Origin of the sequence: Variovorax humicola, assembly GCF_037889915.1 — a bacterium.
GTDB lineage: Bacteria > Pseudomonadota > Gammaproteobacteria > Burkholderiales > Burkholderiaceae_C > Variovorax > Variovorax humicola.
The window spans coordinates 539,668-553,793 of the sequence record NZ_JBBKZV010000001.1 but is presented as its reverse complement, the minus strand read 5'-3'; the positions used below and the strand labels follow the sequence as shown (position 1 = coordinate 553,793).

The 14,126-nt window shown below is 65.1% G+C and carries 18 protein-coding genes; 6 read left to right on the top strand and 12 right to left on the bottom strand.

Annotation, left to right across the window (positions count from 1 at the left end):
* Window positions 1-7: 7 nt before the first annotated feature.
* The 7 genes from hisC to rpsP all read right to left on the bottom strand — a co-directional run bounded on the left by hisC (window position 8) and on the right by rpsP (window position 5,121).
* Window positions 8-1,093, bottom strand: a complete 1,086-nt coding sequence (gene hisC / locus WKW80_RS02640; protein ID WP_340361960.1) for a histidinol-phosphate transaminase — start codon at window positions 1,091-1,093, stop codon at window positions 8-10.
* Window positions 1,094-1,097: 4 nt separating this feature from the next.
* A complete protein-coding gene (locus WKW80_RS02635; RefSeq protein ID WP_340361959.1) occupies window positions 1,098-2,099 on the bottom strand; it encodes a CobD/CbiB family protein in 1,002 nt (333 codons plus the stop codon).
* An 86-nt stretch (window positions 2,100-2,185) separates the two neighbouring features.
* Complete coding sequence (locus WKW80_RS02630; RefSeq protein WP_340361958.1) at window positions 2,186-2,908, bottom strand: CoA pyrophosphatase; 723 nt, start codon at window positions 2,906-2,908, stop codon at window positions 2,186-2,188.
* A gap of 114 nt (window positions 2,909-3,022) precedes the next feature.
* Window positions 3,023-3,406, bottom strand: a complete 384-nt coding sequence (rplS, locus tag WKW80_RS02625) for a 50S ribosomal protein L19 (RefSeq protein WP_340361957.1) — start codon at window positions 3,404-3,406, stop codon at window positions 3,023-3,025.
* Between the two features lie 109 nt (window positions 3,407-3,515).
* Window positions 3,516-4,271 carry a tRNA (guanosine(37)-N1)-methyltransferase TrmD gene (trmD, locus tag WKW80_RS02620; protein WP_340361956.1) on the bottom strand — a complete coding sequence of 252 codons (756 nt, stop codon included), beginning with the start codon at window positions 4,269-4,271 and terminating at the stop codon, window positions 3,516-3,518.
* A gap of 19 nt (window positions 4,272-4,290) precedes the next feature.
* Complete coding sequence (gene rimM, locus WKW80_RS02615; protein WP_340361955.1) at window positions 4,291-4,842, bottom strand: ribosome maturation factor RimM; 552 nt, start codon at window positions 4,840-4,842, stop codon at window positions 4,291-4,293.
* Between the two features lie 15 nt (window positions 4,843-4,857).
* Window positions 4,858-5,121, bottom strand: a complete 264-nt coding sequence (rpsP, locus tag WKW80_RS02610) for a 30S ribosomal protein S16 (protein ID WP_286545636.1) — start codon at window positions 5,119-5,121, stop codon at window positions 4,858-4,860.
* Between the two features lie 150 nt (window positions 5,122-5,271).
* On the opposite strand from rpsP, the gene WKW80_RS02605 reads away from it, so the two are divergent.
* From WKW80_RS02605 to WKW80_RS02595, 3 genes are read left to right on the top strand one after another with little or no spacing between them, the layout of a single operon-like run.
* Complete coding sequence (locus WKW80_RS02605; RefSeq protein WP_340361954.1) at window positions 5,272-5,793, top strand: GNAT family N-acetyltransferase; 522 nt, start codon at window positions 5,272-5,274, stop codon at window positions 5,791-5,793.
* Window positions 5,790-6,236 carry a TM2 domain-containing protein gene (locus tag WKW80_RS02600; RefSeq protein WP_340361953.1) on the top strand — a complete coding sequence of 149 codons (447 nt, stop codon included), beginning with the start codon at window positions 5,790-5,792 and terminating at the stop codon, window positions 6,234-6,236. The genes WKW80_RS02605 and WKW80_RS02600 overlap by 4 nt, the downstream gene beginning before the upstream one ends.
* Window positions 6,237-6,246: 10 nt before the next feature.
* On the top strand, window positions 6,247-6,414 hold the full coding sequence (locus WKW80_RS02595; RefSeq protein ID WP_340361952.1) for a hypothetical protein: 168 nt from the start codon (window positions 6,247-6,249) through the stop codon (window positions 6,412-6,414).
* On the opposite strand, the gene WKW80_RS02590 is transcribed toward WKW80_RS02595, so the two are convergent.
* The 5 genes from WKW80_RS02590 to hda all read right to left on the bottom strand — a co-directional run bounded on the left by WKW80_RS02590 (window position 6,387) and on the right by hda (window position 10,956).
* Entirely contained in the window at window positions 6,387-7,397 is a 1,011-nt protein-coding gene (locus tag WKW80_RS02590; RefSeq protein ID WP_340361951.1) for an inorganic phosphate transporter, read from the bottom strand. The two genes, WKW80_RS02595 and WKW80_RS02590, sit on opposite strands and share 28 nt — an antisense overlap.
* Window positions 7,397-8,041 (bottom strand): DUF47 domain-containing protein, encoded by a 645-nt coding sequence (locus WKW80_RS02585; protein WP_340361950.1) that lies wholly within the window; start codon window positions 8,039-8,041, stop codon window positions 7,397-7,399. Before WKW80_RS02585 ends, WKW80_RS02590 begins: the two co-directional genes overlap by 1 nt.
* A gap of 159 nt (window positions 8,042-8,200) precedes the next feature.
* Window positions 8,201-8,656, bottom strand: a complete 456-nt coding sequence (folK, locus tag WKW80_RS02580) for a 2-amino-4-hydroxy-6-hydroxymethyldihydropteridine diphosphokinase (protein WP_340361949.1) — start codon at window positions 8,654-8,656, stop codon at window positions 8,201-8,203.
* Window positions 8,656-10,245 carry a polynucleotide adenylyltransferase PcnB gene (pcnB, locus tag WKW80_RS02575; protein WP_340361948.1) on the bottom strand — a complete coding sequence of 530 codons (1,590 nt, stop codon included), beginning with the start codon at window positions 10,243-10,245 and terminating at the stop codon, window positions 8,656-8,658. The genes folK and pcnB overlap by 1 nt, the downstream gene beginning before the upstream one ends.
* A gap of 27 nt (window positions 10,246-10,272) precedes the next feature.
* Window positions 10,273-10,956, bottom strand: a complete 684-nt coding sequence (gene hda / locus WKW80_RS02570) for a DnaA regulatory inactivator Hda (RefSeq protein WP_340361947.1) — start codon at window positions 10,954-10,956, stop codon at window positions 10,273-10,275.
* Window positions 10,957-11,146: 190 nt separating this feature from the next.
* Here hda and purM point away from each other — a divergent pair, with 190 nt between their 5' ends.
* The 3 genes from purM (at window position 11,147) to WKW80_RS02555 (ending at window position 13,995) form a co-directional block, all read left to right on the top strand.
* Window positions 11,147-12,187 carry a phosphoribosylformylglycinamidine cyclo-ligase gene (gene purM / locus WKW80_RS02565; protein WP_340362199.1) on the top strand — a complete coding sequence of 347 codons (1,041 nt, stop codon included), beginning with the start codon at window positions 11,147-11,149 and terminating at the stop codon, window positions 12,185-12,187.
* Window positions 12,188-13,312 (top strand): AI-2E family transporter, encoded by a 1,125-nt coding sequence (locus WKW80_RS02560; protein ID WP_340361946.1) that lies wholly within the window; start codon window positions 12,188-12,190, stop codon window positions 13,310-13,312.
* A 122-nt stretch (window positions 13,313-13,434) separates the two neighbouring features.
* Window positions 13,435-13,995: a cysteine hydrolase family protein gene (locus tag WKW80_RS02555; protein ID WP_340361945.1), complete on the top strand. Its 561-nt coding sequence runs from the start codon at window positions 13,435-13,437 to the stop codon at window positions 13,993-13,995.
* The last annotated feature ends 131 nt before the right edge of the window (window positions 13,996-14,126 follow it).

Genomic DNA, 14,126 nt, shown 5'->3' with positions numbered 1-14,126 from the left:
CTTCTTTTCAGTTCGCCAGGATTTCGTTCAGCGCGTCGACGAGCGTGCTGCACTGTGCGCGCGTCCCGATGCTGATGCGCAAGTACTGCGCGATGCGCGGATCGCGAAAGTGCCGAACCAGCACCGCCCTCTCACGCAGCGCCGCGGCAAGCTCGCCAGCGTCGCGCTGGGGGTGCCGCACGAAGACAAAATTCGCCTGGGATGGCAGCACCTCGAAGCCCAGGTCTTCCAGTTGCAGGCTCAAGCCTTCGCGCGTGTCCATGATGGCCTTGCAGGTCTGGTCGAACCAGTCTTCGTCCTGCAGCGCGGCGATGGCACCGGCCACCGCGGGGCGGCCCAGCGGGTACGAGTTGAAGGTGTTCTTCCCGCGCGTCATCGCATCGATCAGGTGCGCCTGTCCACACGCAAAGCCAACGCGCAGGCCCGCCAATGCGCGCGACTTGGAAAGCGTTTGCACCACCAGCAGGTTCGGATACCGTGCAATGAGCGAGAGCGCACTCGCGCCACCAAAGTCGACGTAAGCCTCATCGACCAGCACCACGCGCTGCGGACACGCCTGCAACAAGCGCTCGATCTGTGCGAGCGGCAACCCGATGCCGGTCGGCGCATTCGGGTTGGCGAGCACGATGCCACCACAACCTCGCGCGGCACGGGCCACGAGTGCGTCGACATCGATGCGCAAACCGTCATCCACCGGAAGCAACTCGCAAGGAACGTCGTAGCGCTGCGCATAGACGCGATAGAAGCTGTAGGTCACGTCAGGGAACAACAATGGCTCGCTCTGGCGAAAGAACGCGAAGAACGCATGCGCCAACACCTCGTCCGAGCCGTTGCCCGCAAACACTTCATCGACGCCGAGACCATGCCGCCATGCCACCGCGTCGCGCAGGGCCAGCGACTCCGGATCGGGATAGCGCTCCAACCCCGTCGCAGCGGCCAGTTGGACGGCATCGACCGCGAGCGGCGACGGCGGGTAAGGGTTCTCGTTGGTGTTGAGCTTGACCAGGTTGGCGATGCGCGGTTGCTCGCCGGGCAGATACGGTTCGAGCGAGGCCAATCGCGGGCTGTAAAAGCTCGGCAAGGATGCGCTCATCGAATCAGCCCAGCAGACGGGCAAGTGTCAGGAGCGCAAGCAACACCATCCACATCACGACCGACCGCCAGACCAGCCCTACCACGCTGCGCAAGTGCGCTGGTTCCGGCTCGCGCCCCGGCGTGCTGCCGCTGTCCGACGCTTGCATGCCCGCAATCGATTCGCCGGCCTGGGCACGCGGGAGCGGGTCGATCACCGGTGTGGGTCGCAGTCCGCCGCCGCCCAGCCGCACATTCACCGCGCCCGAGGTCGCAGCGAGGATCACGCCGTCGTTGCGATTCGGGAAGCGGCCCGCGTCGTTGCGCCAGCAGTCGATCGCTTCTTCGAAACTGCCAACCACTGCGAACCCGAGCGCGGTGATGCGCGCCGGCAGCCAGTCGATCGCATTCCACGCGCCGGCCGACGAATGTTGCACCCATTCGCTGGACGGCTGCACCGATGCGCCATCCTTGTGAGCCCAGTAGCGCGCCACGAATTCGCTCATGCGATAGAACACTGCGCCGGCCGGGCCCAACCCGAACGCCGCAAGGATCGAAAACCAGGCCAGCACGCCGAACACATGGCGATGCGCCGCAATCACCGAATGCTCGATCACGCGCCGAATGACTTCGCTGCGCGGCGAGCTGGTGGCATCAACGCCTTGCCACTGGGCCAGCAGCGATCGCGCGAGCGACTCGTCGCTTGCGTCGAGCGCATCGCGAATGCCGGTGAAGTGATGGCTGAACTGCCGGAAACCCAGCGTGGTGTAGACCACCGCAATGTTCCAGATCACCGCAAACGGCAGGCCCAGCGTGAGCACCAGCAGCCAGTAGACGCCGAATGAAAGCAGCGTGGGCATGCCCACCGCCAGCGCCCAGGCGATCCAGCCATGATGCGGCTTGCCGGCATCGAAGTTGCGACTGACCCAGCGCGTCCAGGCCAGCACCCCGCCATACACGGGGTTGTGGTACCCAAGGGGCCGGACCTGCTCGATCAGCAATGCGCACAGGATGGCGAAAAAACTCATGCTGTTGATGATAGCGAGCACCGCGAAAGATCGACTCGGGAATTGGCGCGCCGGGCCATCCCGAGCCAAGCAGAGCGCATTCCTTCTCAGGCAATCAAGAAGCGATAGAGGTTGCGCAACATGCCCGCTGTCGCGCCCCACACGAATCGTTCGGTCGCACCGTCTTGATAGGGCATCGACAACCACTCTCGCGACATGCCAACCGGGTCCGGCATCGCGTGACGGCGGTGATTGGCCGGGTTCATCAGGAACGCGAGGGGCACCTCGAAGGCATCGGCCACCTCTTCGGGGTTCGGCTGCAATTCGAAGCCCGGCTGCACCAACGCGACCACCGGCGTGACGATGAACGAAGTCACCGTGGTGTAGGTCGGCAAGCTGCCGAGAACCTCGACGTACTCGGCCGACAGCCCCACTTCTTCCCAGGCCTCGCGAAGGGCCGCGGCGGCAATGTTGGCATCTTCGGGGTCGACCCTGCCACCAGGGAACGCAATCTGGCCCGAGTGCGTCGTCATGCGCGAGGCGCGCTCGGTGAGGAGAACGGTCGGCTCGCCGTCATGCAGGACGATGGGCACCAGTACGGCCGCCTGGGCCGGCGCGCGGTCCATCAGGCGTGGTTCGCGCCGCGTTTCCGGCGACCAATCCGGCGGCGTCGCAAAGCGTGCGCGCAGCGCGTCCGGCAGCAGGTGCATCCGGGCAACCGCCGGCAGGTCGCGGTCAACGGCAACCACCGGCACGGCGCGCGGGTCAAACGAAAGCAGCGACGCAGGCGCAACGGTAGTCGCGGGCTCGACGACGGCGGCGGATTGCATCGGTGATCGGTCGGTCAGGGAAAGCTCCTTCAAGGGTCAATGCAAGACATGGGCCGGGCCCAATGCAAAAAGCCGCCTCGATCGGCGGCTTCTTGACGCAACGGCAGGCGCAGCTTACTGGGAGGCGGCAGCGTTGCTCGACTTGCCCGGCAGCTTTTCCTTGATGCGTGCCGAACGGCCGCTGCGCTCGCGCAGGTAGTACAGCTTGGCGCGGCGCACATCGCCACGACGCTTGACTTCGATGCCGGCGATCAGCGGGCTGTATGTCTGGAACGTGCGTTCCACGCCTTCGCCGCTGGAGATCTTGCGCACGGTGAAACCGCTGTTGAGGCCGCGATTGCGCTTGGCAATGACCACGCCTTCGTATGCCTGCACACGCTTGCGGGTGCCTTCAACGACGCTCACGCTCACGATGACGGTGTCACCGGGCATGAAATCGGGAATCTTCTTGTTGAGCCGGGCGATTTCTTCCTGCTCGAGGGTCTGGATGAGGTTCATGATTTCCTGTGTTCGATCTTGTCCGCGCTGCACTAAAGGCGTTCGCGTTCAGAGCCCACTAAGTGGATTGAAGCGGACGCGGCCGGCCAGAGGATCGGGGAGCCAAAGATTATAGCTTTTTTTTGAGCAAGGCCTCATCGGCCTTGTCCAGCCGGCCCGCGGCGCGTGCCGCTTCGATCAATTCGGGCCGGCGCGCCGCGGTGATTGCCAGGCGCTGGTCTCGCCGCCAGCGCTCGATCTGCGCATGGTGGCCCGACATCAGCGGCGCCGGCACCGACTCGCCCTGCCACTGTTCGGGCCGGGTGTAGTGCGGGCAATCGAGCAGGCCGTCCAGCGCGAGGTTGAAGCTGTCCTGCACGTGGCTGGCTTCATCGCCGAGCACGCCCGGTTGCAATCGCGCGACCGCATCGAGCAAGGTCATCGCGGGAATTTCGCCGCCGGAGAGCACGAAATCGCCAAGGCTGATCTGGTGCGTGACGCGTGCGTCGATGAACCGCTGGTCGATGCCTTCATAGCGGCCGCAAACGAGAATTGCGCCCGGGCTGGCCGACCACCGCTCGACAGCCGCATGCCGCATCACTTCGCCAATGGGGGAGAACAGCACGACCGGGACCGGTTCCAACGACTCGCCGCGCGCCGCGAGCGCCGCATCCAGGCAAGCGGACAACGGCTCGGCCATCATCACCATGCCCGGCCCGCCACCGAAGGGTCGGTCGTCCACCCGCTTGTAGTTGCCCGCGGCAAAGTCACGCGGATTCCACAAGACCACCTCGACCTGCTTCGACTCGTAGGCGCGGCGCGTCACGCCGCTCACCAGGAAGGGGGCGAACAGTTCAGGAAAAAGAGTGATGACATCGAAGCGCATGAAGGGCTGCGCCGGATGCCTAGTAGTCGGGCTGCCAGTCGACCGTGATGGTCCGGCCAGCCAGGTCGACTCCGTCGACGAACGCGGAGACGAAAGGTACCAGGCGCTCGATCGCGACGCCGCCCTCTTCCGATGCCAGCACAAGCGTGGTCTGTGGACCCGCCGCGAGCAACTCTCGCACCGTGCCCAGTTGGATGCCTTCGCGGTTCACGACCTCCAGGCCGATCAAATCGACCCAGTAGTACTCGTCGACGCCGGCCGTGGGGAAGCTCGAACGCGGCACGAACACGCGCGCCCCGCGCAGGGCCTCGGCCGCAGTGCGGTCCGCCACGTCTTCGGAGCAGGCCACGATGCAATCGGAATGGTCTTTCGCTTCCCGGATGGGCAAGCGGAAAACGCCGGCGGCTGCACCGGGGGCTTGCAGGAACCAGCGTTTGGAGGAGAAAAGCGCCTCGGGTTGGGCACTGTGGGGCAGGACCTTGAACCAGCCCTTGATGCCCCAGGCATCGGCGATGCGCCCCACCTCGATCGCGTCCGCCGGCAATTCGGCGGCTTCGAGTGTCGGCAACATCGCCTGGTGCAGCGCTTAGGCGGCTGCCTTGGGAGCCGCTGCGGCGGCTTGCTTGATCAGGCGCATCACCGTCGGCGAAGCCTGGGCACCGACGCTCTTCCAGTAGGTCAGGCGGTCTTGCGCAATGCGGATGCTTTCTTCGTTTTCCTTGGCGATCGGGTTATAGAAACCCAGGCGCTCGATGAAACGGCCATCGCGGCGAACGCGCTTGTCCGACACGACGATGTTGAAGAACGGACGGCCCTTGGAGCCGCCGCGGGAGAGTCGAATGACGACCATGTTTTATCCTTGGGGTGGTGGAATTTCTTCCAGCGAGTTCTTTCAGCGTTGAGACACGCGCAATGACCACCCGGCCAGCGACACGCTGAAAAGCTTTCTATTATAGCCTGCTGCGGCTGCTGTTCCTTTTTTCCCCGTCCCTTTCCCAACATGATCACCATTCGCCCGAGCCGCGACGAAGACGTCGCGGCCATCACCGCCATCTATGCCCACCACGTTCTGCACGGCACCGGCACCTTCGAAACCGAGCCGCCTACCGAGGCCGACATGGCCGGCCGGCGCGCCGATGTGCTGTCGAAGAACCTGCCCTACCTGGTCGCGGAAAGCGGCGACGAAGTGTTGGGTTTTGCCTACTGCAACTGGTTCAAGCCGCGCCCGGCGTACCGCTATTCGGCGGAAGACTCGATCTACCTGGCCGACTCAGCGCGGGGTCAGGGTCTGGGCGCGAGACTCCTCGCAGAGTTGTCGCTGGCAGCCGAAGCGATCGGCGTGCGCAAGCTCATCGCCGTGATCGGCGATTCGGCCAACGCCGGTTCGGTCGGCGTCCATCGCGCCCAGGGCTTCACGCATGTGGGCGTGCTCAAGGACTGCGGCTGGAAGTTCGGCCAATGGCGCGACGTGGTGTTGATGGAAAAGGTGCTGGGCGAAGGCAGCACGACAAACCCCGAATGAAAAACAAGACCCTGGCCGCGTGGCTCGCATTCCTCGGCGGCCCGCTCGGCCTGCATTGCTTCTACCTGCGCGGCTTTGGCAGCCTGCTCGGTTGGTTGTTGCCGATTCCGACGGCGCTGGGCCTCTATGGCATCGAGCGGGTCCGCCTGTACGGGCTCGACGACGCCTGGAGTTGGGTGCTGGTACCGTTGCTTGGCTTCACCATTGCCGGCTGCGCGCTCACGGCCATCGTCTACGGCCTGATGACCCCGGAAAAATGGAATGCACGCTACAACGCCAATGCCCCTCTCGACGCGGCGCCGGGCCGCACCCAATGGCTCACGATCGGCGCCGTGGTGATGGCGTTGCTGATCGGAAGCACGGTGCTGATGGCCAGCATCGTGTTCAGCTTCCAGCGCTACTTCGAGTATCAGGTCGAAGAAGGCCGGAAGATGTCGCAGTAGGCGACTTGGCATGGCTTTCGATCAGACCCATCGAGGGCACTTTGCCTACGATGCTTCGATCGACAAGGTCAAGCTCCAGTGGGGCGCGACGGGTAACGATGACGTGGTTGCGATCTGCCGCAAGCCCGAAGCGTGCAGCAGCAAGCGCAGTCAGAACAACTGCAGGCTGACCCAGTAGGCGATCGCGGCAACGAAAGCCGAGGCTGGTATCGTGAAGATCCACGCCCACACGATGGTGCCCGCCACGCCCCAGCGCACGGCGCTGGCGCGCTGCGCCGACCCCACGCCGACGATCGCGCCGGTGATGGTGTGCGTCGTCGACACCGGAATGCCCAGCCCCGTTGCAAGGAACAGCGTGAGTGCCCCGCCAGTCTCGGCGCAGAAGCCACCGACCGGCTTGAGCTTGGTGATCTTCTGGCCCATGGTCTTCACGATGCGCCAACCGCCGAACATGGTGCCGAGCGCGATCGCGGTGTAGCAGCTCACGATGGTCCAGGTTGGCGGATTGGCGTCCTTGGCGCTCGCATAGCCGGTGGCGATCAGCAGCATCCAGATGATGCCAATGGTCTTTTGCGCATCGTTGCCGCCGTGGCCCAGGCTGTAGGCGCCCGCCGAAACCAGTTGCAGCCGGCGAAACCACCGGTCCACTCGGGAAGGGGTCGACTTGCGGAAGACCCATGCCACGACCACCATCATCATCGAGCCGAGGAAGAACCCGAGCAGCGGCGACACGAAGATGAAAGCCACCGTCTTCCAGATGCCGCTCGCCACCAGCCCGCCGGAGCCGGACTTGGCGATCACGGCGCCGACGATGCCACCGATCAGCGCGTGCGACGAGCTGCTCGGAATGCCGTAGTACCAGGTGACGAGGTTCCAGCTGATCGCCCCGACCAGCGCCCCGAACACCACGTGTACGTCGATCACGCCCGGGTCGGCAATGCCTTTGCCGACGGTCGCGGCCACGCTCAGGTGAAAGATGAAGATCGCAATGAGGTTGAAGAAGGCCGCGAAGACCACCGCCTGGCCCGGCCTGAGCACGCCGGTCGACACCACGGTGGCGATCGAATTGGCCGCGTCATGAAATCCGTTCATGAAGTCAAAGCCGATGGCGAGCACCACCAGCACGGCCACCACCCAGAAACTGACCTGGACCGCTTCCATCAGGAGTTCTCGAGGATGATGCCCTCGATGACGTTCGCGACGTCCTCGCACTTGTCCGTGATGGTTTCGAGCAATTCGTAGATCGCCTTGAGCTTGATCACTTCGCGAACATCGGGCTCTTCGCGGAATAGTTTGCTCATGGCGCTGCGCATGACGCGGTCGGCATCGGATTCGATGCGGTCGATTTCCTCGCAGCCCTTGAGGGCGGCCTCGGCAACGGCTGGCTCGGCGATACGGCCAAGGTGCTTGACGGTGTCCTTGAGCTTGTCGCAGCACTTCACGCTGAGTGCGGTGAGGCGAGTGATTTCTTCCGTCATGTGACGCACGTCGTAGAGCGCCATCGTCTCCGCCGAATCCTGGATCAGGTCGGCCACGTCGTCCATCGTGTTGATGAGCTTGTGGATCTGCTCGCGATCGATCGGCGTGATGAAGGTCTTGTGCAGCAGGCGGTTGACGTCATGCGTCACGCGATCGGCCGCACGCTCTGCGTTGTCGACGTCGCGGTTGTACTGCTCACGCAGGTGTACGTCGTTGTAGTTGGCCACCAGCTGCTCGAAAGCGCGCGCCGCTTCCACGATGCGCTCGGCATGCTGGTTGAACATCTCGAAAAAATTCCCCTCGCGGGGCAGCAGCTTGCCGAACATGGCCTCTCCTGGGTGGGGGCGGCTACCAAACGTCAGTGACGCCGCTGTGAAAAACCGCGCAAGTGTAATAGGGTTAGGCTGGGGTCCGCGGCGTAGACAAGATTGCGCGAATCGTGTAATTGGCTGCGTACCCCCACCCTTGGGGCTGAAACCCCGAGCTCAGATTCGCTCGATGGCTTGCCCGGCCACCGCCGCGATTTGCTGCGGCGTGACCAGGTCGGGCGCTATCTCCGCGAGCGGCAACAGCACGAAGGCGCGCTGCAGCATGCGGGGGTGTGGCAGGGTCAGGATGGGCGAGTCGAGCACGGCGGCACCGTGCAGCAGCAGGTCGAGGTCGAGCGTGCGCGGCGCGTTGCGGTAGGGGCGCTCGCGGCCAGCCTGCAATTCCAACCGCTGCAATTCGGCCAACAGGGCGATGGGCTCCAGGTCCGTTTCGAGCGCGGCGACGGCGTTGAAGAAGTCGGGGCCCGTAGCCTCGAACGGCGCGCTGCGGTACATCGACGAACGCGCTGCGACGCGTGTCTGCGGAAGCGCATCGAGTGCTTCGATGGCCCGTTCCACGGCGGCCTTTGCATCGCCCAGGTTGGCGCCGAGGCCGACGTAGGCGCGCACCATCACTCGCCTGAATGCGCGCCCTGATCGCCACCGCTGCCACCGCCTTCGGGCCTCGGCTTGCGGCGACGCCGGCGCTTGCGCGGCGCGACAGCTTCGCCATCGGGCGGCACGGCCATTTCGGCTTCGCGGGTGACGGGCTCCGCGGCGTCGGACTGCGACGGGGCACGGCGCGGCGCCTGCGTTTGCGGCGCGCGGACCCGCACGCGCGCCCCCTTTTTCTGCTCGTCGCGCACCTGGTCCATCAGGTCTTGCCGGCGCAGGTCGTCGGCGATGCTGAACTCCTGCCACCACTCGGCAATGGCCTCGTTCACCTCGCCCACATCGGCACGCAGGCGCATGAAATCGAAGGCGGCCCGGAAGCGCGCCTGCTCGACCAGGCTGTGGGGCGTGGCGCCGCTGCGCTTGTCGAAGCGCGGCTGCATCATCCAGATCTCGCGCATGTCGGCGCCCAACTTGCCGCGGCCCGACACATCGCCGATGCGCGAATTGAATACGTCGTCGATCGCGTCCTGCAGCGCAGGATACGAGGGCTGCCCGCGTTGGCCATGCTGACCCGCGATGCGCGCGGCCCAGCCGTCGCGCACGTCGGCCCAAAGCACGCAGGCCAGCAGGAAGCTCGGCGCAACCGGCTTGCCTTCGCCGACGCGGCGGTCGGTGTCCTGCAATGCGGCGGCGACGAAAGGCTGGTCGGCACGCTCGACAACGATGTCGAGCAGCGGATAGATGCCAATGCTCAGGCCCAGCTTCTTCAGTTGCGCCACGGTGGCGATCGAATGCCCGGTCTGGAGCAGCTTGAGCATTTCGTCGAACAGCCGGCTTTGCGGAACGTCGGACAGCAGCTTGCTCGAGTCGATGAGCGGGGCCTTCGTCTTCGGCTCGAGCGTGAAGCCCAGCGCTGCCAGCTTGGCCGAGAAGCGGATCGCGCGAATGATGCGCACCGGGTCTTCGCGGTAGCGCGTGGCCGGGTCGCCAATCATGCGCAGGGTGAGCTTCTTGGCGTCCTTGATGCCGTTGTGATAGTCGACCACGACCTGGTTGGCGGGGTCGTAGTACATCGCGTTGACGGTGAAATCGCGCCGCGCGGCGTCTTCGTCCTGCGGGCCCCAGACGTTGTCGCGCAGCACACGACCCGACGAGTCCACCGCGTGCTTCATGCTCGCGAGTTCGCCCTTGCTGGTGCGCTCGTTGCCCTTGACCTGCTCGGCCGCGGCGTTGTCCATGTAGGCGCGGAAGGTCGAGACTTCGATCACCTCGTGCTCGCGGCCCCGCCCGTACACCACGTGCACGATGCGAAAGCGCCGGCCGATGATGAATGCGCGGCGGAACAGGCCCTTGACCTGCTCCGGCGTGGCATTGGTGGCCACGTCGAAATCCTTCGGCCGCAGGCCCAGCAGCAGGTCGCGCACGGCGCCGCCCACCACATAGGCCTCGAAACCTGCTTGCTGCAAGGTGGTGACGACGTTCTTTGCGCGTTCGTCGACCAGCGCGGGATCGATGCGGTGCACGCTGGCGGGGACTTCCTGCCGTTTGCCGAAGCGCGTGGCTCCGGCCGATTTGCCAAGCAGTTTGTCTATGAATTTCTTGATCATTGGAGTTCTGGTTGCAGCTCGCGCTGCCTATTCATTCTCGAGCATCGCCCGGATCAGCGGGATCGTGATCGCGCGCTGGGTGCGCAAGGCGAATCCGTCGAGCTGGTTGAGCAGTTCCATCAGGCTGCCGAGGTCGCGGCTGAAACGGTGCAGCATGTAGTCGAGCACGTCGTCCGAGAGCATGACGCCGCGCGCATCGGCCGCCTGGCGCAGCACCGCACGGCGTTCGGTCTCGCCCAAGAGGTGCAACTGGAACACATGGCCCCAGCCGAGCCGGGTGCGCAGGTCTTCGCGCAAAGGCAGGTCGGCGGGGGGCAAGGCGCCCGCCGCCACCACGCCGCGCTGCAGGCTCTGCGCGTTGACGAACCAGTTGAAGGCGGCGTGCTGCTGCACTGCCGAGTACAGGTGCACGTCGTCCATCAGCACGGCGATCCAGCGTTCGTCGAAATCCGGCGGCTCTGTCAGGCCCGCATGCAGCCAGCCGACCGTCCCGCCCTGCGCATGCAAGGCTGCGGACACCGATTCGAGCAAATGCGTCTTGCCGCTGCCGCCGTCGCCCCACAGATAGGTGGGCACCGGGGAATGCACAGCCTGCGCGCCCTCTCCGACCCACACCTGCAGATGTCGCACGGCAGCCTCGTTCGGGCCGGCAAAAAAGCCGGCCAGCGTCGGGCCGGTTGCCAGGCCAATGTCGAGGGCGAGTTGTTTCATGCCCCGACGCGGCAACGCTGCACCGTGCCGTGGCCGGCCAATTCCATCGTGGGCGCTGTACTGAGGTTCATGGAGCTGGGAGAGGCGCGGGCCCGCGGCCCTTAAAATCGTGGCGAATTCTATCGGCCCGGACATCGCGACCGGCGCTATCTCCCCACTTCCCATGGCTTCACGCCGTCCCGACATCACCATGACCTCGAACTCGACCTCTCCCCTCAGCTACAAGGACGCAGGTGTCGACATCGATGCGGGCGACGCCCTGGTCGACCGCATCAAGCCGCTTGCGAAGAAAACCATGCGCGAAGGCGTGCTGGCCGGCATCGGCGGATTCGGCGCGCTGTTCGAGGTGCCCAAGCGCTACAAGGAACCGGTGCTGGTGAGCGGCACCGATGGCGTCGGCACCAAGCTGAAGCTGGCCTTCGAATGGAACATGCATGACACGGTCGGCATCGACCTGGTCGCGATGAGCGTGAACGACGTGCTGGTGCAAGGCGCCGAACCGCTGTTCTTCCTTGACTATTTCGCTTGCGGCAAGCTCGAAGTCGATACCGCCGCAGCCGTGATCGGCGGCATTGCGCGCGGTTGCGAATTGAGCGGCTGCGCGCTGATCGGCGGCGAGACGGCCGAGATGCCCGGCATGTACCCGGCCGGCGAATACGACCTGGCGGGCTTTGCAGTCGGCGCGGTCGAAAAGTCGAAGATCCTCACCGGCGCCAACGTGAAGCCGGGCGACGTGGTGCTGGGCCTGGCCTCCGCCGGCGTGCATTCGAACGGCTTCAGCCTGGTGCGCAAGGTGATCGAACGCGCGGGCGGCGACCTGCCCGCCACACTGGACGGCCAGCCCTTCAGGCAGGCCGTGATGGCGCCGACCCGGTTGTATGTGAAGCCGGTGCTCGAGGCGCTCGGCAAGCACCCGATCAAGGCGCTGGCCCACATTACGGGCGGCGGCCTGCTCGAGAACATTCCGCGCGTGCTGCCCGACGGAACAGCCGCCCACTTGCAAAAGGGTAGCTGGCCGCAAACTGAACTCTTCGCCTGGCTACAGAAAGTGGCCGGCATCGACGACATCGAAATGAATCGCACGTTCAACAACGGCATCGGCATGGTGGTGGTGATCGACCCCGCAGAGGCGGCGGCCTGCGTCGCCACGCTGCGCGCTGCTGGCGAAACGGTCCACGAAATTGGCGTAATCGCCGCGCGGGGTGAAGGCGCGGCGGTGGTGGTCGGCTAAATGAAAGAGTTACGGCCGCAGCCCAACTCTTCCCGGGAGAAGCGCGCTTCGGTCTCGACGAATCCTGAATTGCGCGAAGTGGGGGGCCGCGCCACATCGGCCTCGCGCGGCATTGTCATCGCCAGCTACTTGCTGATCGCGGGCGCCTTGTTGCTCGTGCTGTGGCGCGACCTCTTGCCGGGGCTGCTGTTCGTCTGCATAGGTTTCCTGGGCACGCGGCGCCTCTCGCGCCTGTTCCAGGGCGGCCTGCGTCGCGCCTGGCCATCCGGCAACGGCGCAAGGCTGTCCGCCTGGGCCGGCGGTTTTGCAGCCGCGCTGGTGATGCTCGTGCCCCTCGGGCTGCTGGCACTGGGCTATACCGAGGCACGCGAGTTCGTGCTCGACGCGCCGGAGCAATACCGGGAACTGCTCGACTACATTGCGCGCACCATTCTTGAATTGCGGCTCAAGCTGCCCCCGGAAGCGGCGATGTACCTGCCTGAAGGCTCCGGCGAGGTGCAACGCATGATTGCGACCTACCTGCGTGCGCAAGCCGGCTCATTGGCCCTCACTGGCCGGGCCTGGTTGGGCGGGCTTTTATTTTCGTATGTCGGCCTGATCGTTGGATCGCTGGCCGGGTTGGCGCGCGACAGCAAGCTGCAAGGACCGCTCGCCAATGAACTGCGCCGGCGCATCCGCCTGTTCGGCGAGGCATTTCGACAAATCGTCGCGGCGCAGTTCTGGATCGCCACCTTCAACACCATGCTGACAGCCGTGTTCCTGCTGTTGGTGCTCCCGCTATGGGACCTGCGACTGCCCTATGAGCCGGCACTCATCACGCTGACTTTCGTGGCCGGACTGGTGCCGATCGTGGGCAACCTGCTGTGCAACGCAGTGCTCACGCTGGTCGCGCTGTCGGTGTCGCCGCTGGCGGCCGCCGCTTGCCTGGCCTTCCTGATCATGATTCACAAGGCCGAATACCTCATCAACGCCAAGGTTGTCGGCAGCCGAACGCAAATGGCCGTTTGGGAGCTGCTGGCCGTGATGTTCGTGGCGGAGGCGGTGTTCGGCCCGGCCGGGCTGGTGGCAGCACCGCTGTTCTACGCGTACCTCAAGAAAGAGCTTCAGGCGTCGAAGCTGGTGTGAGAGGCACCGAGGGACGCACGATGTCCGTTATTGATCGGTTCATGTCTCTTCCAGCAGGGACAGCCGGCTTGTAGCGAGGGAAGATAGGCCGCATCATCCACCTCGCCCTGCAAGGCCCGCCCATGAAAAGCTGTCTGATAGTGATCGACGTCCAGGAATCGTTCCGCCACCGCCCCTATTCCACCGAGCGCGACATGCCGTCCTACCTGGCGGCGCAGAACGCGCTGATCAAAGGCTGTGCTGCGGGCGGCGTGCCGATCCTGCGCGTGTTGCATACGGACGGCCCGGAAGTTGCCAGCAACCCCTTCGCAACGGAGTCGGGCCATGTACGGCCGCTCGAAGGACTGGCCGATTTTTCGCCCGCAGCGAGTTTCATCAAGCACCGCCACAGCGCGCTGGTCGGTACCGGCCTCGACGTGTGGCTGACGCAGAACGGCATCGGACGCCTCATCGTGAGCGGCATCCGCACCGAGCAATGCTGCGAGACGACCACGCGCCATGCCTGGGATTCGGGCTGGGAGGTCGACTATGTGCTGGACGCCACGCTCACCTTCGACATGGTGCAGCCCGACGGCCGTCCGCTGCACGCCGCTGACATCAAGGCGCGCACTGCGACGGTGCTGGAAGGCCGGTTTGCCAAGGTCTGCACCGTCGAGCAGGCACTGGCGCGAGTGGTCGGCTGAAGCGTGATGGCCACGGATTGCTTGCGCTACGGCAAACCGGAATCCGGGCATTCGTACAGGCACGACGGCGTCGAAGCACAGGACTTGGCCAGCCGCGCACCCGCCGAACGCACGGCACGTCAAATGGACTT

Coding starts and splice junctions, on each gene's coding strand:
- hisC (WP_340361960.1), bottom strand. CDS start 1,093: ATGAGCGCATCCTTGCCGAGCTTTTACAGCCCGCGATTGGCCTCGCTC.
- folK (WP_340361949.1), bottom strand. CDS start 8,656: ATGGTGCGCGCCTACGTCGGCCTCGGCGCCAACCTGGGCGATGCAAAG.
- pcnB (WP_340361948.1), bottom strand. CDS start 10,245: ATGATCAAGAAATTCATAGACAAACTGCTTGGCAAATCGGCCGGAGCC.
- hda (WP_340361947.1), bottom strand. CDS start 10,956: ATGAAACAACTCGCCCTCGACATTGGCCTGGCAACCGGCCCGACGCTG.
- WKW80_RS02555 (WP_340361945.1), top strand. CDS start 13,435: ATGAAAAGCTGTCTGATAGTGATCGACGTCCAGGAATCGTTCCGCCAC.
- WKW80_RS02560 (WP_340361946.1), top strand. CDS start 12,188: ATGAAAGAGTTACGGCCGCAGCCCAACTCTTCCCGGGAGAAGCGCGCT.
- rplS (WP_340361957.1), bottom strand. CDS start 3,406: ATGAACCTCATCCAGACCCTCGAGCAGGAAGAAATCGCCCGGCTCAAC.
- trmD (WP_340361956.1), bottom strand. CDS start 4,271: ATGCGCTTCGATGTCATCACTCTTTTTCCTGAACTGTTCGCCCCCTTC.
- WKW80_RS02585 (WP_340361950.1), bottom strand. CDS start 8,041: ATGTTCGGCAAGCTGCTGCCCCGCGAGGGGAATTTTTTCGAGATGTTC.
- WKW80_RS02590 (WP_340361951.1), bottom strand. CDS start 7,397: ATGGAAGCGGTCCAGGTCAGTTTCTGGGTGGTGGCCGTGCTGGTGGTG.
- WKW80_RS02595 (WP_340361952.1), top strand. CDS start 6,247: ATGGCTTTCGATCAGACCCATCGAGGGCACTTTGCCTACGATGCTTCG.
- WKW80_RS02600 (WP_340361953.1), top strand. CDS start 5,790: ATGAAAAACAAGACCCTGGCCGCGTGGCTCGCATTCCTCGGCGGCCCG.
- WKW80_RS02635 (WP_340361959.1), bottom strand. CDS start 2,099: ATGAGTTTTTTCGCCATCCTGTGCGCATTGCTGATCGAGCAGGTCCGG.
- rimM (WP_340361955.1), bottom strand. CDS start 4,842: ATGTTGCCGACACTCGAAGCCGCCGAATTGCCGGCGGACGCGATCGAG.
- purM (WP_340362199.1), top strand. CDS start 11,147: ATGACCTCGAACTCGACCTCTCCCCTCAGCTACAAGGACGCAGGTGTC.
- WKW80_RS02630 (WP_340361958.1), bottom strand. CDS start 2,908: ATGCAATCCGCCGCCGTCGTCGAGCCCGCGACTACCGTTGCGCCTGCG.
- rpsP (WP_286545636.1), bottom strand. CDS start 5,121: ATGGTCGTCATTCGACTCTCCCGCGGCGGCTCCAAGGGCCGTCCGTTC.
- WKW80_RS02605 (WP_340361954.1), top strand. CDS start 5,272: ATGATCACCATTCGCCCGAGCCGCGACGAAGACGTCGCGGCCATCACC.